This is a genomic window from Streptomyces sp. NPDC091280 (assembly GCF_044768565.1).
In the GTDB taxonomy this organism is placed as follows: Bacteria; Actinomycetota; Actinomycetes; order Streptomycetales; family Streptomycetaceae; genus Streptomyces.
This window is the reverse complement of the sequence record NZ_JBIVUZ010000006.1, coordinates 21689-41122: the sequence shown is the minus strand read 5'-3', so window position 1 is coordinate 41122 and position 19434 is coordinate 21689. Positions and strand designations below refer to the sequence as shown.

Sequence of the window (19434 nt, the reverse complement as noted above, 5' to 3'; positions counted from 1 at the left end):
GCCGGTCATTCAGCATCACGACCGCCCGTTTCCGAAGCCACGACGTAGCCCAGCCGGACGATCACGCGCAGAGTCCGGCTCCCTCGGCGTAGTTCGACGGTGGCCGACTCTCCCGGCGCCGAACGGCCGACAGCACGGTGCACCTGGTCCGGCTCCGTGACCTTCTCACCGTCCCAGCGGGTGACACGGTCACCGGGCAGCACTCCGGCGAGATCTGCGGCTCGCCCTACGGCGACCTTAGTGACGTCCACGCCGGGCCGGCCGCTGTCGGCAGGCCGGTCCGGAGCCATGACCAAACCGGCGTCCGCCCGGCCGGTCGGTGCCGTCACATGCGTGTCGGCCAGGCCGCTCAGATAGGTGTACAGCTCGGCGGCGGGTGCCACCGGGAGAGGACCGATATCGGTGCCCGTGGCGGTCCCAGGGGCCTTGCCCGCAGTAACACCGAGCAACCGGAGCGCCAGCCCCTCGGCCGGGACAACGACAGGACTAGCTGACAGGGGAGACGCTCCGCCGGTGGCGCGCACCGTGAGACCGGGCAGACCGGTGCTGGTCACACCCGTGAGCGAAGCCGATGCCTTGCCCACCGCAGTGCCGCGAGGGCCTGAGGTCAGGACAAGTGCTGGACCACTGGTCGGTTGCCCGGCGCCGGATGTGAGCGACCAAGGAACCCAGCCGAACGTGTCGGGCATGTCCACCTTGGGCAGCACCGCCTCCGCCAGGCAGAGCCGGTACTGACCGAGCGCCCCTGGACAGTGAAAAACAGCGGGATACGACTTTCCTCGGTAAGTCAGGATCACCGTTGATCGGTTGGCGGCCCGGTCCGGGCTCTGTGTGGCGAAAACGAACCGGTGCCCCAAGTCGGGAGCGAAGGCCCGCGAGTCGGCGGGAAGCCGGACAAAGCCCGAGAGACGCCCGACGAAGGTGGCTGGTCTCGCACCGTCCTCGCCCCTCACCTCGGCCCGGATCACGGGCAGATCCGCGGTGAGCGCCTCGGCCGTGGGCGGCGGGTTGACCACAGATTCGAGCCGGTCGTACCCCACCCAGGCCCCCGCCACGATCGCGGCCAGGACCAGCAGCCGCCACAGCGCCGCGAGGACGGAACCGACGGTGCTGAGGACGGCCATGGCGGGCACGACCACGTGGGCCACTGCGTCGTGCCGTCTCCGAGCGGCCGGGGACGCCTTCACCAGACCGCGTGGTGGCAGCGCGGCACGGAACACCTGATCAGCGAGGATCTGCCGGGGGCCAGCGGCGCTGGCCGGCCGAGCAAGCCAGCGGAAGCCATCGTTCTCCGGCTCGTCGAGGACTCCGTACAGCACGTGTGCGGCAGTGACTGATGCGTCGCCGCGGAAATACGCGAGGTCCCGGCCGAGCAGGAGCGCGCTATACATCGCTGATGTGACGAGTAAGGTCTCTCGTCGCCGCTCCGGTCGGAACACCCTGGTGCCCCAGGCCTCTTCACGTTCCGCATGCCCGTCGGGGGGCGCAAGACGGTAGCCAGCTGAGGCCAGAGCTGACCACAGCTCAGGCCGGGCCCGTACTATCGCGCTCACGAATCGCAGAGTGGAAACGGCCCCACCCGTCGGCACAGCAGAGGCCAGGCACTCCACCACGGACACGTCCCAGGGTGGTCCGTACTCGCTCTCGCCGCGGGTGGGCCAGCCATCGACCGGGGGCGGCCGGTCAGAGAGTTCTGGTAGTGCGCCGTCGAAGGCTAGATCGCTGAGCACCCCGCGCAGGCTCGCGGGTGACATTCCCGATATACCGCCCAGGTGGTTGAGCGCGTCGCAGTCGTCGACACCGAGCAGGCCGTACAGCAAGTCGTACGGAGAAACCCGGAGTTCGGAGTCAGCGGACTCGGCGCCACTCTCGTGAAGCGCGGCCCACTCTCCGTAGCGGAATGCTTTGCCCACAGCTTCGGTCACCCTGAACGGGACGTCCAGATCGACCCACAGTTCCCTCGGAGCCACCGCCGATTCCTTCGACGCGAGGAAGGTTGCTGCATCGGGCGGGGGCGCGGCTTGTACGAAGAACTGCTGCCAGTCCCCGTCTTCGACGGCGTTCAACGCGATCAGCAGATCGAGGGTGGTGAGGGTCGCCTGCCTACTGACATCTCGGGCATACCAGAACACCCGCGCGGTGACAACCGATGCTGGCACGACGGAGAACTGCGCCGCCACCGGCTCCGGACGCCCGAGGCGCGCCTCGTCCTCTCGCCTGGCATCGTCCACCACGTCTCTGGTCCTCCCCCACCCGAACCGGCTTCGGTGCACGCCTCAACCAGCTGTTCAAATGCTAGCGTCGGCCCACGAAAGGGACGTGGGGATCGAAGAAATGCACGGTCAGTCGAGGAGAAGGCGTTGCATCAGGCATTACGGGAACGGGGCGAATATGCCTTCAACTCCGCGACGCAGCCGCCGTGATCGTCTGCACTGCCACCAAGCCGGACCGCTGGGCCGTGCCGCGGCCCTGCGGCGGCGCCGAACAGAGCATCGCCCTGGTCTGGGCAGAGAAGGCCGCCGCGTCGGGGTTTCGTAATATCCGCTAGGGAGAGGCATCGGCATGGCGACGGCGCATGAGGGTGCGGTGCCACCGCAGGATCGTGTCCGGCGAGACGATCCTGTGGCGCTGCCGAGGCCTGGGCCTCGGGAGCCGGTGAAGGAGCGCGGCCAGGAAAGCACGGTCCGTTGACAGTGCCGCTGTGACGCGCGGCCTGTCGATCGACTGTTGCAGGACGGCCAACTGGTGCCGCAGCGTCAATATTTCGAAGTCCTTGGCCACATCTCACATCGGCAGTAGCCGGATGAAGACGAACACGCTCGACACAGCGAGATAAAGCAGTCGCAACAGCACGGTTGACCAGCCTGGCACGCCCGCCCGCTGCGCATCGGCCGCCCACAAGAACCTGCACGCCACAGACCATGGACGGAATTTTCGGTACCCACAGCCAATGGACTCTTTCGAAGCCAACCCTCGAACATCCGAAAGTCCCGGTGCCCGGTCGAACATCGAGGTGGCCAGTTCAGGAACCGCACCTCCCGACGCTGGGTGATCAGCAGAATCCACCGCCACCGGTGCGGCGAGAGACACTCGGGGACGGGCGGTGTCACCGGCTTCTCCCCTCGAGTTCAGGTCGAGAAGCCGTCACCCGGAACGGGCGTGTGCGGCAAGGTGTTCTTGCAGCTCACGATGTCGGAACTGCCAGCCCGCTCCAGCGATGCGGAGCAGGCCGAGGTGGTAGCAGTCGTCGAGGAAAGTCCCCAGCCGCCAGGGGAGTCTGAAGCGGGTGGACAGCAGGAGCGCCAGGTACAGCAGGCAGGCCCCCAATGCCATCCCCCGCTCTCGGCGGTCCTCGTAACCGTTCACGATGCTACGCATCCGCTGGGCCCAGTTGCTGTGAGCGGAGGACGCAGTGACAAGGGTCATGCTTGCCGCCGCTGCCAAAGGGGTGGCGAATGCGGATGAAGTGGCCAGCGTGCTCACTAGAACAGCCAGTCCCAGCCACTGGCAGGCGATGAGGGTCTTGTCGACGGGATTGTCCTCGTGGCCGAGCAGGATCGGCACGATACCCAGGGCGACCAGCGGTACGGTCAGGACGCACCAGCTTCTGAGGTCTTCACGCAATGGGGATCGCGGATCGCTGCCGGGACTGTGGTCACCTCCCAGCAGGCGGTAGTAGATCAAGTACACGTAGAGAATCATGACGATCCAGAATCCCGGTTGCCACATGCCCAGCAGTGCCAGCAGCGCACCGCCGAGCAGGGTACGCGTCGGACGCAGCGCATGAAGCCGGGACCGATTGATGCGATGAGGCGCAGGCCACTGAGCTGACCACCGGTATGCCATTCCCAGGCACAGCATCAGCGCCAGAAGCGGGAGGATGACTGTTATCGGGGCAATGGGATCGGCACCCGAGAGCGCCTGTACTACGTAAGCGACGGGCGCGGGCGCGATGAGAAATATGGCCATCACCATGGCAACGGCGCGAGGCAGTCGTGTGCCGGCCAGTGGCCACAGCTCATGCAGGACCAGGTCCGTGCTGGACAGTGTGCGGCCGCCGAGGTGGCGGCCGTCGTCCACGTCGGCGTTGGACTGGAGGTAGGACGCCAGTTCAGCCAGATAGCGCCGGATCTTGTCGGGCCCCGCCGATCTCAGCCGCGTACGCCGATTGGCCGCCTGCTTCGCCGCCCAGTTGGCACCAGCTGCTTTGGCATCTTCGACATGGCATGCGGTACTCACGGCCGCAGCGACGAAGTTGTCGAGAAGGTAGCTGCTGAGCGTTCCGGCCTCGGCCCTGGTGATGAGGTCGTCGGGGTGACGCTCGTAGTCCGTGCCGTCAGAGGTGGGTTCCTGGAACACCACGGTTGCCAGAGTGAGCCGCCAGGGGCTGTCCAGCGCCGACTGCAAGGCAGGGGAAGCAAGAGAATTGGGGCTGTCGGGGTGTACAGCGTTGAGGACACTCTCCCATCGCTCGTTGGCGTCGCGCTGTCCGACTCGCAGCTCGAGGTAGTTTCTGGCCTCCACCGGATTGACTCGACTCAGCCGCACGACCGCCGCATTGCGCAGTTGCTTGTCGGCGGCAGTCAGTGCCTTGTAGTGACTGGCTCGACAGGTCAATACCACAGGCAACGACATCGCGGTGAGCTGTCTGTTGTTCAGCTGGTCCAGCAACGCCGCTGCCCTGGATCCACGCCCGGGTGCGTCGGTGCCGTCCATTTCGTCGAGCCCATCGATTACCGGAATGACCAAATTCCTTCGGACGAGATCCTTTGCTTCGCTGGGCCGGAGGCCCAGCACACGGTGCAGATGCGTCACAAGCCAGTCGTCGACATCGCCACCGGGCCACTCTCCTGCGCTCAGTCGCACCAACACGGGCTGCCCGGGTTCTCCATCGACAGCCCAGTCCTGCAGCAACTTGATCACCGCGACGGTCTTGCCGGTACCCGCGTCCACTCCCTGTGCGGCTCCTGGACGCCCCATGACCACCATGCGACGTGGCTTGAGCTGGCGGTAGAAGGCCGCAAGTCGCTCCAGGCTCCAAGGCGCATCGCCCTGCGGCGGCAGCGGCATGCCGCGGGTGGGCCGCACCGTGAAACCGAGATTGATGAGTTCGGAGTCCCTGCCCAGCAATTGCTGCCACGCTCGCGCTTCACGCTCGAGGACAGCCTGCTTCATCCGAGTCTCCGCAATCCCGGCAGCCGGGACTACCTTGGTCTGGTTCACGGTGATATCGCGGCCCTGGATCACTGGGGCGTGGAACGTGCCCCCGCTGAGTTGGTTCGACGTCCCCTCCTGCCCGCAGTCATCAGCCTCGCTCACCGAGCTCCCCCCTGCTTCGGAGGCCTGCCGTTGTCCCCCGAAGCCGACGGGGGCGGAGGAGCGGTACTGAAGGACAGTCCAGAGAAGTCGTGGCCCTGCAGAACTGGCCCGTACTGGGTTCCCCCACTGATCGTGCTGAGCATGTCGCCCTGACCGGTGCGCACTGATCGCGCCTGTTCCTGCCATTGCTCCAGACGGGCCCGGAATTCGGCACCGACCGCTGCCCGCGCAGTCAGTGCCTTACTCAACGCATGCGCCCGCGCTGCATCGGCCGGAGCCTGCCTCAGCGCGACCAGCTCTGCGTTACCGGAACTCGCCACCGGCCCGTCGCCTGCTTCCGCACCACGCTGGAACGGCCGCTGGACGAGTGTGCTCAATCCCGACCACATCTGCCGTCCCAGCTCTCCACCGGCTCCGCCCGCCAGTGCGACCAGCAGTCCCACCGATACCGGATCCACCAAGATCACCCACCGTATGTACATGGTCACCGAAGGGGACACGCTATGAGAACCTAGGCGCTCTCTGCAGGCAAACCGCCAACCCGGCCGCGCTCCAGGATTGACCGGTCCGTCAGCGTCTGTGCGTGCCGAGAATCACGTCCATGCAGGTCAAGTGGTGTGTTGGTACTCGTGGATCATTTAGCCGAGGCGGTCGTGTCGGCATATGTCAAGACGAGTGCTCCTGGGAACGCCACCCGCTGCTGCGACCGCCTCGGCCGCGGGGGTGAACTCCAGGCCGACGGCCTTCAGCGGTGCCAGCCGAGATGTCGACCGACCCGATCATGACGATGGCGGTGACCACCGCGAGTGACGGAGACGGGGACGGACGAACATCTCGTGGTGCGCCGGGCAGGGGTCTCACGATCCGCGTGGAGGCCGAAGCTTGCCGACGTCGCTCCATGCACGCGGCTTGCAAGTCAAGGCGGCTCGCCTGGCTTTCTGTACCGAACCGGGAATATTCGGAGCTCAGAACCACCTTCACATCGAAGGTGATTTATGTCACTCGATGAAGTCGAGCGCATGAATTCGCCTTCGCGCAAAGTGTCCGCAAAGGCGATCTTCGCCGTGCCGGCGCAGCTCATCGAGGGTGGCGGGACCTGGCTGTGGGTGGCGGATCGTTGCTGTGAATAGGTGCAAATCTAGAGCGGGGCGGCCGTGAAGGGATGAGCGGCTTCCGGTGCTCTCCGCTCTTTGATGAGGCAGCACGCGGGTGGGCGGCGATCGGGTTATCTGTTCCCCAGAGCAATCAGGCTTGAGACGGCCGTACGCGTGGGGAACGAGCGGACGTGTCTTCTTCCGGAGAGGAGAACGATCGGCGTGCGCTGTGAGGCTGCAGGTTTCGGCCTGGCCGTCATCGCCGTGGCGCGAGGCTCGTCGTCTGTGTGTGGCCTGGCCGGCGCCCGCAGCATGCCCTCGCGGGCCGTCGACGTCCTAGTGGCGGTGCGGCCGTGGGCTTCGGTGTCTACGGGCGGCCGAGGCGGCCCGTTCTGCGTGCGTAGCAGGGTGCGGCGGCGCCAGGCGCGCTGCTCCAGATGCGCCGGACCTCGACATCTGCATCCGCAAGCGCGCCCCAGTCTGGAAGCGCGCAAGGTGGGACACCCCTGCAGAAAAAAATGGCCGCCGCGCCGTCGGCCTGCAGGAAGACGGTGCGCAGACACGCACGATTCACAGAAGTCCCAAAGGACAGTGCTGCGGGAAAGCTCTTTCACGGGTTCGCTCGGCGGTACGGGGATGCTGCACCATCGCTTATCACACAGGACGGCTCAAGCGGCAACAGCCCTGCATCACCGCCCTGTTGACCGCGGTGCTTCGCCGTCTCCGGAAGGGACCCCATGAACCTGTTGACTCGCATGACGTCACCTGCCCAGCTGCTTCTCGCGAAGAGACCGCAAGCGCCGTCTTTGGTAATGATCACCGGAATCGTCGATGGCCTGGACGTCCGGGACCTGGCGACGGGCCTCTCGACCGCGCGGACGCTCGCCGGCGACTGGATACTCGAGCCGGTGCGCAGTTGCCGGCATGAGCCGCATTCCGCGGAGGTCTGACAGCACTATGGGTCGCCGTGAGCAGCCGATCAGACCATGCAGCAAATCCCTCCACGAACTGGCAGCTTGGCTTCGGTCGGGCCGCGAGCGAGCACAGCTCACGTATGAGCAGCTCGCCGCCCGCGCACCGTTCAGTCCGGACACTTTGGCGCGTGCTGCGTCCGGAAGCAGTGTGCCCAAGAACGTCAAGGTGGTCGTGGCTTACGCCGCGGCGTGCGGGCTGTCAGAGACTGAGGCGGAGCGGCTGTGGAAGGTCGTCCGCCGGGATGAGGCGCGTGCCGCGGGGGTGTTGAACGGTCGTCGCAGCGGCCTGCACATCAGCGTGGTCAAGGACTTCGCCGACCTCCATTCGGCGATCGTCGAGCAGTACCACAACGCCGGCAGCCCGCCTCAACGGGCTCTGGACGCTCGGATCGGCGGGCTCGGGCGGCTGCCGCACAGCACGGTGAACCGGGTCCTCAACGGTCAGTCCATGCCCAGCAGGCCGTTCGTCCTGGATTTCGCCGAAGCTGTCAACGTCCGGCGATCGGAGATCGCTGAGTGGGGGAAGGCCTGGGACCGCGCGGACCGGGAGCGACGCAGCACACGCGGCCGCGGGGCATCCCGTATGCACAGTGGTGTCCAGGGCCGGTTGACCAAGCACGACCGTGTCACACCCCGCGATCTCCAGCTCCTCATGAGCGACTTGGAAGGCCTCGCCAGCCGGACACCGGGCATCAAGCTCCTGGTCATCCCGGAAGCCGAGTACTCCCAGACCGACGGACCCGCATCACGCATGACCCGAGAGCTCCTGGTCGACCAGGCGCAGCGGCAGGGCGACTTGTCCTGTCCCCGGTGCCACAAGCCTTCCTTCGGCTACGACGACTCCCAGGGGTGGCGTGCCGAACTCTGCACCGACTGTGCATCACCACCGGCTCTCTCCATTCCGGCTGCGCTTGAGCGGGAGCACCAGGAGGTCCAGGGCTCGCCACAAGGACGGCCTCAGCTGCCGCACCGGGTGCCTGGCCACTCGTGGCCTCCCCCTCGGGTCTTGGTCTCCTTTGGAGCTGCGGGTGCGGACGCGGCCGCAGCCGTGGGCCCTCCGCCACGGGTGCACTGCCGTATCTGCTCGAACCTCCATACCGGGCTGGACGGCTGCCCGTCGGCGGAACGGCCCAGGGAAGCGGTGGACACCGACAACGGTCCTGCCGCTGCCAACGGCCCTCTGACCGGCCGTTAGCAGCGGGAAGAGGAGACCTCGTACGGGGCGGGAGGGGAACTACGGGCTCTCGTTCAATCGGCACCGCTCTCGTCGACACCGTCCGGCCGGGCGCCCAGATCCCGTCAGCCGTGCTCCGGCGGGCGATCGCCGTGGAGGGTGCCGGTAGCCGGCCGGTGGCATCGGCTGGTCAAGGGCAGTCCGCGATCACCTCTATCCGGAGAAAGCAGACTCTCGATGAGCACTTGGATTGAGCAGCAACCCCAGAAATTCCAGCAGTTTCGAACCGATCCGAACAGATCTCGCCCCCCGAAGGACAGGAAACGTGTCAGGTGCCAACGGCACCAAATCCTACGTACCGTGCCCGCAGCCTTGCGAGGCCAAGATCCCCAACCAGGGTTCGTCAATCACCATGCGATCAGCCCTCGACAATTCAGAACCCCGGAACGCCCAGGAAGGGGTCAATGGCCAATGGGTGACCACGAGTTACAGCGAACCCTGGTCTTCCATTCTTGAACTAACAGTGCTCATTTTCCAGTTCCGCCAACCGGAAGTGTCCGCCCAGTATCCGGACCCACCGGGAACAAGTGGGCGAGATCACAGAGCGTTTCCTCCGGGTCAGCATCTCCAGAATCCGCCCCGGGTCCCTAGCAGAGCGCGGCAAACACCCGCATGCCCTTGCCGTGAGCGGCAGTTGAGGCTTCAGTCGCTTTCGGAGGACAGTGAGATCAGAGTGAGAAGGGACCGGTAATGTAAGAGCTCCTTCTCGGCCGACCGAGAGCTCTCGTGGCGCGCAGCCGATCTCGAGAGCCGTCAGCCGACCGAGAAGGAAGGAGGATCCATGCCAGACCCCTCTATGGGCCCTGGGGATCCCGAGGACGAGGACACGTAGATCTTGCACGGCAGCACGCCGGACCCTGCAAGCTGACTGCAGATCAGCGAGCAGAAGCTCCCCCCGTGTTCATCGGGGAGAGCGCAAGATACACGTCGCCAACCTCAACCAGTCCCGCACCCCGATACGAGACAGGCAAGCCGGGGTGCGGGACCCACCGCAGTCGTACGACAGCGTCGAGTCCTCGCTCTCACGGCACCCACACTGGCACCCGATGCCGCAAGGCCGCAGGGGTACCGCCTGCCGGTGCACCCTTAAATGACATGACAGCAGCTCAGCACAACCGACGCAAATACAAGTTCGCGCCAACGGGGGAACCTCACGAATCTCTAGGATGGGTGACCGGGCTCGGGAGGGGAGCGGACGATGGCGCGGGGACTCGCAACCGTTTTCGACGGTCGGCAGCTACGGCAGGCGCGTGAGACCGCCAACGGGACAGGACTGAGTGTTGCGGCCCTGGCCACAGCGGTCGGCGCCTCCAAGGAAGAGATCGTCCTGTACGAGACACGCCAGCGCCGTCCTGAAGCACCGCGCATCCGCCAACTTGCGGAAGCCTTGAATGTTGCGCCCATATCCCTTGCCGACACCGGCACGAGAAACCGGTGGACCTTGGCAGACCTGCGACGTGTCAACGGCTATCGCCTGCAGGACTTCAGGCACAGACTCCGCTTGTCCGTACGCGCGTACAGCCGCCTCGAACGCGAAGGGCTCTTCCCCGCCGGCCGGTTCAGCCTGCTGGCCGACCTTAGCGAGGAACTCGGGGTCGACGTGGCGGAGATCGAGCAGATCATCTCCCGATCCCCCAGAACCCAGGAGCGGTTACACGATGCCGCCGGCCCACTACACGCCCTGGTCCTCAGCCACACCGACGCGAGACGACTCGACTACCCGCACTCCAAGGACCCTCATGTCGTCGCTCTCGCCTCCACGTTCGGGCGATCGCCGGTGACCCTGGCCAGCCTTGTCGGCGAGGAAATATCCGCCTTGCGGATCCTGCTGCGCAGGAAGGCAGCCCTGCAGGCGGCAGCCGATTTTGCAGCCACCACGGATGAACAGGCGAAAGCCCTCCAGGGCCTTGAGGCACAAGCGGCCGCTATACGCAAGGCGACCTCAACTCTCCCCCGGCGCCTGGACGCCTTTTTCCGGTGCACTCTGCCGTCCGAGCATCATGTGGCACTTGCGCATCTGGCGGCAGTCGCCGGGACTCTCGGGGTCCCACTGACCGCTGCTCAGCTCACCACGCCGTCCGAAACGCTCAGAACGATCCCTGCTCACCTTATTGAAATATTTTCCGGCGAATCCGCGGACGGGGAAGAGAAGTACGCAATATCCGAGGACGGCATCAGACACCACGAGCAGTACCACAGCTGGTATGACGCCCTCTATCCAAACGCTCGCTCACACCTCCGCATCCGAGGTGTACCGGCGAACGGTCATCTCCCGCTTGCTGAGGTTCAGCGACGCTTCTCGGAAGTAGACACCATTCTCCTCAGCTTCGACGGACTGCTGTGCAGATTATGGCCAACCAATCGCCACGTCGTCGCGCACGAACTCAAGAACGCAGCGCACGATCTGGACGTACCGCTCGACTCTCAGGCGCAGAGCGATCCTGTAGCCATGCTGCGGTCTGTAGTCCGAAACGGATCGTCTGCGAAACTCAGACGGTTCGATTCACTTCTGACAGCCATGGAAGTGACAGCAGCAATGCAAGCCGATCCCCTGCCTGGAGTTTCCCAGTTCTTGCACATCGTGAACGAAAAACGATGGAACGCGGCTGTCGTGACCGACCATGCCACGGACGCCGTCGAGACATTCCTGAGCGGTCTCGGGCCGAGCCTGGCACCAGGCCAACTCCGCGTATTCGGCCGATCGCAGGATCCCCGGGTGCTCAAGCCGCACCCGCACATCGTCACGCTCGCGACGTCACAACTGAACGCCGTCCGCTCCAGGACCGTCCTGCTGGGTGAGTCGGTTGCGGACTTCGTGGCAGCCCGCTCAGCCGGAGTGTCGTTCATCGGAGTCGCGTCGTCACCCCAGCAGTTGAGGATGCTGCGGCAGGCCGGCGTCACAGCAACGGTCGGCAGCGTTCAAAGCCTGACCCGAGCATTGGGCAGGCTCTGAGGCGCCGAGCAATTCTCCAGCCCTGTGATGTCGTCCATCAGGGATCCGGTCTCCGTGGTTCCGTCGTTGTTGACCACGCTGAGCAGGGGCGTGCCTTCCCCACCCGCGGTGCAATGCGGGTCTGCTCGGTGTTCATCAATCGATCACTCGGGAGGGTACGCTCTTCGCGTCGAGGCGATCCTTCCGAGGCCGATCCACAAGTCCTGGACATTGCTCCTGAACACCAGCACCGCGGCGGGACCACCGCAGGTGCTCATCCAGGCGGCGGCCTTTCGAGTTCGCGGGCCGCTTCCCGGGCTCGGCGCGTGTGCGGATGGGCCTCCCCGAGAGTACGCTCGGCGATCTCTTGCACCAGCCGGAACTGGGCTCGGGCTCTGCTGCTCTCGCCCTGGGAGCGCAGTACGCATGCGACTCTGTACTGCGTGCCCAGCACTGCAGGGTGCTCCTCCCCCAGCAGTTGGCGGCGGGCCGCCAGCACGGCCTCAAGCTCCCCCAGGGACTCCTCAAGCCGGCCGAGATCATGGAGTACGCACGCGAGGTTGTGCCGGGTTCTCAGTGTGCGGGGATGGTCGTTGCCGAGCAGGCGCTGCCGGGCAGCCAGCACTGACGTGTACTCGCTGTGGGCCCCCTGCAGTTGCCCTTCGGAGTGCAGAATCCGCGCCAGTTCATGGCGCGCAGTGAGGGTGTAGGCATGATCCGCGCCGCGGACCCGCAGGTGTATGTCGAGTACGGAAGACAAGTGCTGCCGCGCAGCCACCAGGTCACCAGTGTCGTGCAGGAATCTGCCCAATTCATGGCGCGCGATGAGCGTGTGTTCATGCTGGTCGCCCAGCAGCTCGCAGGTGCCGTGCCACACCTTCTGGTAGATGTGGCGGGCCGTGTCGAGGTCTCCGAGATCGTGCATCACACGGGCCAGATGCTGCTGGCTTGCCAGCGTCTCCGGGTCGTGCGGTCCCCAGAACGCCAGCCGGATGGCGACGATCTCCTTGAACTGCGCTGCGGCCTCGTGCAACATGCCTCGCGCCCGCAGATAGCGCGCCGCCAACTCGGCCCCGCTGGCGAAGACGGTCCGCGAGGAGGCGTCGCCAGCGGTATCTCGTGCGTGTCCCAGCAGACCAAGGGCGTGCGGAACCACTGCCTCCCATGCATCCCAGAATTGTGGTTCCTCCGGTTTGCCCAGCTCTTCCAACTGCTGGGCATGCCCCATCAGTCCAGCAACATCGGCAACCCTCTTCCGGGCCCTGCTCGCGTCACGGATCAGCGGATGGAGAGAAACGGCGGGAAGACCGTCGTGCGGATTGCGAAGCTCCAGCAGACCAAGAGTCGACAGCTCGACCAGCGTCGCCCACAGCTCGGCGCCGCCAATTCGCGATAAGTCGCCTACGACGTCGTTGAGAGCCGCAGGTCGCAGCAGGAGCGTGTGGGGGATCGGCGCATCGGCGAAGGTGGCCAGCAGGTCCAGCAGAGTGCCTGCGCAGGGGTATCCGTGCTTGTGCAGATACTCGACCGACAGACGCCACGTCTCGTCGACGACCTGCGAGGGCTGGAGCCGTGCGCTCTGGGAGCTGTCGAGGGCCTCGCGGTAGGACGTGAAGTCGGTAGGGGTTTGCGGTTCCCTGAAGGCTCCGGGCATCTCGTTCACCTCAGCTAGATAGGCCCCGGCAAGCCGTAACGCCAGCGGCAGCCCCCCAAGACGTCGGGCCAGGGCTTGAGCTGCACGCGTGGACCCTGCCGCAGGACCAGCATGGTCGATCAGTACCTGCGTGGCCGCATTTTCGCAGAGCGGGAGCACGGGGTGAAGCATTGCGGAAGGCCCCCACAGCCTGGGGGTCCCATCACGTGTCGTGATCAGGATTAGCCCGGATGGCGCGGCATGCGGCCGCAGCCATCCCGTGCCCGCCGCCAACCGGCCCGGACCGTCCAGCACCCGTGGGTCGTCCGCGTTATCCACGACCAGAAGCCACTCCTGCCCTGCATGCGACAGGCGTTCCCAGAGTGCATCCGCCACCCAGGCAGCCCCTGCCTGCTCACGGCCGAGACCCGTTTGCCAGGCAAGTGCCCGCAGCGCGCTGTCCAGCAGGACACCATGGCGCGCGTCGATCCACCAGACAGTTCTCGCAGGAATGCCCGCCGGACGTTGCAGAAGACGATGGACCAGTTCCAGCGCGATCGCGGTCTTTCCGCATCCACCGAGCCCATGGAGTACCTGTAAGCGCCCCTCTCCCCCGGTTCGGCACAGCGCAAGAAGGGTCTCCACGAGGTCATCACGTCCCCTCAGCGGATACGTTCCGTCCCGATCACCCACGGGCGCCGAGAGCGTCACGGGTGCATCCGGGACCTGGTCCAGCTCGCCCCCGAGGACGACCTTTCCGATCTTGATGCTTCCCGCAGCCAGCGAGCCGTCCTGGGCGACCACCCCTTTCGCCGGTACGGACCCAGTCACGGGCGAGGCTCTCAAGGGCTCCCTTCCCCCATGGGCGGAGGGAAAGGGCGCTCAACCCGAAGATCGCCCTCCACACTCACGATGCCTCCAGCCACCGACCCGTGGTCGGACCTGACCGAAAGATCCCGCCCCGCAGTGATGCTCTGGGGCTCAGAGCCAGCCGACCGAACTTGTGCCAGTGCGATCACGTGCTGCAGTTGATCGATGTATGACCCCAGCTCTCCCGCCGGGACTCCGGCGATCAGCATCTCCAGCCGAGTCTGCCAAATACCCTGCCAGCGTCCACCCTCGTGACTGGCGAGCTGATCACCGCCGGCCCCAGCCAGTTCGCTGTGTGTCCGATCCAGCAACTGCAGCTCGGCGGCTTCCTGTTGCGGATCGCCTCGTCCCAGTAATCGCGCCACCACCGTACGTACGCCTCCCCACGCATCGGTACCGGCAGCCTGCACCACCGCTGCTCCCCCCGCAGCGGCTAACGCCGCAATGCCTTCACCCATCACTGGAGTCCCCCTGACGCCAAACCCGCATCCGATTCGCGGCCGGTCTTCAAATGCCCGCTCCCAATGCATGCCTCCTGCATCGCCAGATCATCCATCGTGAACGACCTCTGGGAGGTCACTTTCATCTAAAATGCGGCGATAACTCCGCTATTGCATCCGTCAATGAATTGGTGCGGGTGGGGCCGTCCGGGTTGTCTTGCTTTCTGGGGCCCATGGTGTGACGTTTGGGGCACGCGTCGGCATACGCCTGTCTCATTCCAGGACGCCCATATCTGTTCCGCGCTTCCGCTCGGCAGGATGCACGCCTGGGCACACGCCCCTGGCCGGCGGTACGTCCAGGACATGGCCGACCGTCGCGCCTATCCGAGCGACCTGTCCGGTACCGGTGGATTGCCCGCCGCGGCAACGACGTTCTGTCCTCTGGCGGACCGTCGGCATCGTACGTAGTCGGTGTGAGCCCGTACTACGCTCGGCTTGTCAGCGGTCTGGACGGCCCGCTGCCGGCGACGGGATCGTCCGTGTCCGCAGGCTGTCTCTTGGTGCCTGGTGCAGCACCGTGTTGGTTCGTTGCGGGCTGGGTGACGGTGTTGCCCGTGCGGGGTGCCAGGCTGGTGGTGTGGTGACGGTTGCCGATTGTGAGCGAGTCCAGGCGAGTTGGTTTCGTGCTCGGGCTGAGGTGCTGGGCGGAGAGGTGTGGTCCGACGGCCCTTTGGAGTGGGTCGACGGTCCTGACGGGCAGACCCTGATGTTCCCTCGGTCACTGCCGGCCGATGCCGTGGCCCGCGGTGTGGAGCGGGCGAAGCGCAGGGGGGCCGGCAGCGTCGGGGTGTGGCTTTCCGCCGAGGTCGATGCCGGGCCGCTGGCCGAGGCCGGGTTCGAACGGGGGTGGTCCCCGTGGTGGATGACCGCACCGATCGCCGAGCTGGAGGGCGGTGTCGATCCGCGGATCGAGTTGCAGCTGGATTCCGATGACTACGGCGGGCAGTTCGCGGACTATCGGGCACAGTTGGCGCTGGCTCGCCTGCCGGTGCCACGGGCGTGGTACGCCGCCGCGTACGACGGGGGTTCGCGGCGTTTCGCCGGGCGAGCGTGGTCGTTCCTGGACGGGCAGTCGGCCGGGGTGTTCGACATGGCGGTCTGGGAGCCGTTCCGTCGTCGTGGTCTGGGAAGCGGGTTGCTACGGGCGGTATGCGCCGCCGCAGGCCGGGCCGGGGCCCGGCACGCGGTGTTGAACGCGACGCCTGAGGGGAAGCTGCTGTATTCCAAGTGCGGCTTCACCCAGATCGGCACGGGCATCACATGGTGGCTGCACCTGCCCTGAGAGGTGCCGATCCGGTTCGCCGGGGTCACGCGGCATTGAGCGGGGTGGCGTCGTAGGTCCAGCGATACGGGCTGGCGGTCTCGTTCTTCTCGATCACATACGTCCGGACCTTGTTGATGAGGTCGTCGCGGCCGACGAAAGTCTTTCACCCGGATGTAGTTGGCCTCGACTGGTGCTCTCGCATGTTCAGGTGGCGTCTATTCGCAGCCGAGTCCAGATGGGGCTCGCGTCGAATGATCAGCGCGACGGTGGACGTCGAAAGCCAGGGACTAACGCTGCGGGTCGACGTCGTGCGGTTCGGGATCGGGCGATTCCTTTCTGTGGTGGCCGGGATCTACATGATGGGAGGCACGGCCCGGCATGACCGGCCGGTCGGTCTCTCTCATGTACGCCGCGAAAGAAAGGCTGATCGCCATGAGTATTCCCGCGACTATGCGCGCGCTCCAGCAAGTTTCCCTCAACGGCCCGCAGGACATGCGTCTGATCACCGACGCGCCGGTACCGAGCCCGGACAGGGGCGAGGTCCTCATCCGCGTCGCCGCCGCCGGGGTCAACTTCGCCGACCTCTCGAAGGCTCACGGAACGTTCGGGGACGGCCCGCAGCCGCCCTACCTGGCGGGTTTCGAAGCCGCAGGCGAGGTCGTCGCGGTGGGTGAGGCGGTGACCGGCCCGCAGCCGGGGGCACGCGTCGTCGGCGTCGGAACCGGCGCTTTCGCCCAGTACATGGTCCTGCCCGCGGCTGCGGCGCTGCCGGTACCGTCGGGCTGGACGGAGCAACAGGCGCTGGGGCTGGTCGTGAACTGGCCCACCGCGCTGGCCGCGCTCAAGCCTCTGGGCGGCATTGCTGCCGGGCAGGCTGTACTGATCCACGCCGCGGCGGGCGGGACAGGACAGGCTGCGGTGAGGATGGCCAAGCACTACGGTGCGACGGTCATCGCCACTGCATCGCCGGGCAAGCACGAGACGGTGCGGGCACTCGGAGCCGACCACGTCCTGAACTCTCTCGGCGGCGACCTCGTCGCCGAGGTGAGGGAACTGACCGGCGGCTGCGGCGTCGATGTGGTTCTGGAGTCGGCCGGCGCCTCCACCTTCGCCGCCAGCCTGGCCGCGGCCAAGCAGGTCACTGGCCGTGTAGTCGTCTACGGCATGGCAGGCGGCGAAGCCCCGATCACCAACTGGGAGCTGGTGTACAAGCACCAGGTACACATCATCGGCCTCAATATCGGCGTGCTGATCCAGGCCGCGCCGCAGATCTTCGGAGAGCTGATGGGTGAGCTGTCCGCGCTGATCGCGGTCGGCGTGCTCGCCCCAAGCCTGCCCACCGTGTACGACCTGGCCGACGGCTCGAAAGCGCTGACGCAACTGGAAGCCCGGGCAACCGTCGGCAAGCTGGCCCTGCTGCCCTGAGGAAATCCCCAGCACCGATCCGGTGGCTCGCACACTGGACGCTTCCATGACAGGAGCTGAAACAGATGACTGCAACCGTGGGCCCAGCCACTCAGCAGGTGGTGCGACTCGTCGTGATGTACGACGCCCTCTCCGACATCGACGCGTTCGAACGTCACTACAGCGACGTCCCCATTCCGTTGGCGAAACAGTGTCCGGGCCTGCACCGTTACACGCGCAGTCATGAGCCAGCAGTCGTGATCGGCGAGCCGTGCCACATGGTGGTGATGCTGGACTGGGACGACATGGCTGCGCTCGAATCCACGCTCAAATCTGAGATCGGCCGACGCACAGCCGACGATGCCGCGGCGAACCTGGCCCGATACGCGACCTTCCGCGGCATGCTCCCGCAACTTGAAGAGGTCTGATCGCGGATGCCACCGAAGCGACAGGACGCCCGCGTCGTCGACAGTGGCTGCGGCGGGGCGGAACCTGGCATTCTCGGCGTCCACAGTCGGCACGTCGACAACACCCAGACGTGTGGCGACGGTACTAGGCTCGCGACGTGACATCGGATCGGCGGGCGGCGCCGAATCAAGACCGGTTCACCGCCGAGACGGAGCGGTTCCGGCGGGAGCTGTTGGCGCACTGTTACCGCATGGTGGGCTCGGCGCACGATGCCGAGGACTTGGTGCAGGAGACCTATCTGCGTGCGTGGCGGTTCTACACCGGGTTCGAAGGGCGTGCGTCGATGCGGTCTTGGCTCTACAAGATCGCCACCAACGTCTGCCTGAAGGCGTTGAAGCCGCGCGCGATCCGGCTACTGCCCTCGGGTCTGACAGGCCCGTACGACAGACCCGATAGCGCGCCGAGTCCCGTTGCGCCGGGTGAGGTCTCGTGGCTGGAACCGCTGCCGGACGCATGGATCTCCCCGCCCGCAGACGATCCGGCTGCGGTGGTGGTCGAACGTGAGTCTCTGCGGCTGGCGCTCATCGCCAGCCTCCAGCACCTGCCCGCCCGCCAACGCGCGATCCTCATCCTTCGCGAGGTGCTGGCGTTCTCGACAGCCGAGACAGCGGAGATCCTCGACACCACAACGGCGGCGGTCAAGAGCGGCCTGCAGCGCGCCCGTTCCAGGCTGGACGAACTGGAGCCGGAGCCCGGCGCACTGCTCGAACCGACCGACCAACGGGCACGCGCGCTTCTCGACGCCTACATCGCAGCGTTCGAACGCTCCGACGCCGGCCTGCTGGAACAGGTGCTGCGCACGGACGCCACGCTGGAGGCGACGCCATTCCGTGACTGGCAGGCGGGCCGGGCGATGTGCATCCACATGCTCGACACCTACGTGCTGGGCACACCGGGAGACTGGCGAATGATCTCCACCACGGCCAACAGTCAACCCGCCGCCGTCGTGTACCACCGGGATCGCGGCGGCGTGCTCCAGGCCGATGGCGTCGTGGTGCTGGCCCCCACCACCACCGGCGTCTCCCGCGTGATCAAGTTCCACGATCCCGCGCTGGTCGCGACTTTCGGCTTCCCCTACGTGCTCGCGCACTGACTCGCTAGCCGAGACGGCTTGACCGGCACAACGAAACAGACCCAGAATCTGCGAACCCGCGTGCTTCTCGAAGTAGTCGCCGGCCCACGAATGCGGGTCACCGTAGACACCGTGGTACTGCGGGCGGGGATGTGGGAGTCCTGCCCCGCGGGGTGGACAGCTAGAGAGTGACTCCCCGATCATGCCTCTCGGTCATACTGGCTGTATGTCCTCGTAACTTCGGCCTCCTGCGCAGCGTCCCTGCGAGAGCTGTCCTTATCGGCGTGATGTGCCTGCGGGGATCTGGGCTAGTGAGGAGTACGCGAAGCTCCGGCGTTACGACGCCGACACTCCTGATCAGCCCACGGGCCTGTTCCAATGTCATCAGGCCGATGCGGACAGTGCTGTCCGGCGCGTTTGTGGCGGGTGGGCTGGGTGCCACGAAGGCGAGGAACTGCTCGCCCTGCGCCTGGCGTTGATCGACGGCCGCATCGATACCGCCACGTACAAGGCCGTGGTCGAGTACGTGTCGCCGGTGCCGCTGTTCCTGTCGGGCAGCGAGGCAGGAGCTCATGGTGAATCGGGCATCGAAACGCCGGATGAGGGGGCCCGCCACCTGATTAGCAAGATCACTCGGACGCGCAACGACCTCGTTCTATAGAGATTCTTT

The 19434-nt window shown here is 66.0% G+C and carries 10 protein-coding genes and 1 pseudogene; 8 read left to right on the top strand and 3 right to left on the bottom strand.

All coding sequences use genetic code 11. The features are described from left to right. Positions 1–5: 5 nt before the first annotated feature. Together ACIQPR_RS18970 and ACIQPR_RS18965 are read right to left on the bottom strand one after the other, a co-directional pair. Positions 6–2234, bottom strand: a complete 2229-nt coding sequence (locus ACIQPR_RS18970; RefSeq protein WP_403649457.1) for a PDZ domain-containing protein — start codon at positions 2232–2234, stop codon at positions 6–8. Positions 2235–3144: 910 nt separating this feature from the next. Then, positions 3145–5247 carry a hypothetical protein gene (locus ACIQPR_RS18965; protein ID WP_403649454.1) on the bottom strand — a complete coding sequence of 701 codons (2103 nt, stop codon included), beginning with the start codon at positions 5245–5247 and terminating at the stop codon, positions 3145–3147. Between the two features lie 1903 nt (positions 5248–7150). On the opposite strand from ACIQPR_RS18965, the gene ACIQPR_RS18960 reads away from it, so the two are divergent. The 3 genes from ACIQPR_RS18960 to ACIQPR_RS18950 all read left to right on the top strand — a co-directional run bounded on the left by ACIQPR_RS18960 (position 7151) and on the right by ACIQPR_RS18950 (position 11574). Continuing rightward, positions 7151–7363, top strand: a complete 213-nt coding sequence (locus ACIQPR_RS18960) for a hypothetical protein (RefSeq protein ID WP_403649451.1) — start codon at positions 7151–7153, stop codon at positions 7361–7363. Then, positions 7338–8582, top strand: a complete 1245-nt coding sequence (locus ACIQPR_RS18955) for a helix-turn-helix domain-containing protein (RefSeq protein ID WP_403649448.1) — start codon at positions 7338–7340, stop codon at positions 8580–8582. The genes ACIQPR_RS18960 and ACIQPR_RS18955 overlap by 26 nt, the downstream gene beginning before the upstream one ends. 1237 nt (positions 8583–9819) lie before the next feature. After that, positions 9820–11574 carry an HAD hydrolase-like protein gene (locus ACIQPR_RS18950; RefSeq protein ID WP_403649445.1) on the top strand — a complete coding sequence of 585 codons (1755 nt, stop codon included), beginning with the start codon at positions 9820–9822 and terminating at the stop codon, positions 11572–11574. Positions 11575–11827: 253 nt separating this feature from the next. Here the strand turns inward: ACIQPR_RS18950 and ACIQPR_RS18945 are convergent, their stop codons facing one another. Continuing rightward, on the bottom strand, positions 11828–13990 hold the full coding sequence (locus ACIQPR_RS18945; protein WP_403649443.1) for a tetratricopeptide repeat protein: 2163 nt from the start codon (positions 13988–13990) through the stop codon (positions 11828–11830). Positions 13991–15133: 1143 nt separating this feature from the next. Between ACIQPR_RS18945 and ACIQPR_RS18940 the strand changes: the two genes are divergently transcribed. The 5 genes and pseudogenes from ACIQPR_RS18940 to ACIQPR_RS18920 form a co-directional block, all read left to right on the top strand. Beyond that, positions 15134–15838: a GNAT family N-acetyltransferase gene (locus tag ACIQPR_RS18940; RefSeq protein WP_403649441.1), complete on the top strand. Its 705-nt coding sequence runs from the start codon at positions 15134–15136 to the stop codon at positions 15836–15838. A 384-nt stretch (positions 15839–16222) separates the two neighbouring features. Continuing rightward, entirely contained in the window at positions 16223–17245 is a 1023-nt protein-coding gene (locus ACIQPR_RS18935) for an NADPH:quinone oxidoreductase family protein (protein WP_403649438.1), read from the top strand. Positions 17246–17310: 65 nt separating this feature from the next. Then, the gene (locus tag ACIQPR_RS18930) at positions 17311–17652 is read left to right on the top strand and encodes an EthD family reductase (RefSeq protein WP_403649435.1); all 342 of its coding nucleotides are present in this window, start codon (positions 17311–17313) and stop codon (positions 17650–17652) included. A gap of 137 nt (positions 17653–17789) precedes the next feature. Next, complete coding sequence (locus ACIQPR_RS18925; protein ID WP_403649432.1) at positions 17790–18785, top strand: RNA polymerase subunit sigma-70; 996 nt, start codon at positions 17790–17792, stop codon at positions 18783–18785. 238 nt (positions 18786–19023) lie between these two features. Further along, positions 19024–19425, top strand: a pseudogene (locus ACIQPR_RS18920) (DUF6283 family protein); the annotation flags it as partial. Positions 19426–19434 lie beyond the last annotated feature (9 nt).

What these genes read in the sequence shown, in the direction of transcription:
- ACIQPR_RS18960 (WP_403649451.1), top strand. Translation starts at nt 7,151, where the DNA reads ATGAACCTGTTGACTCGCATGACGTCACCTGCCCAGCTGCTTCTCGCG.
- ACIQPR_RS18955 (WP_403649448.1), top strand. Translation starts at nt 7,338, where the DNA reads ATGAGCCGCATTCCGCGGAGGTCTGACAGCACTATGGGTCGCCGTGAG.
- ACIQPR_RS18950 (WP_403649445.1), top strand. Translation starts at nt 9,820, where the DNA reads ATGGCGCGGGGACTCGCAACCGTTTTCGACGGTCGGCAGCTACGGCAG.
- ACIQPR_RS18935 (WP_403649438.1), top strand. Translation starts at nt 16,223, where the DNA reads ATGTACGCCGCGAAAGAAAGGCTGATCGCCATGAGTATTCCCGCGACT.
- ACIQPR_RS18930 (WP_403649435.1), top strand. Translation starts at nt 17,311, where the DNA reads ATGACTGCAACCGTGGGCCCAGCCACTCAGCAGGTGGTGCGACTCGTC.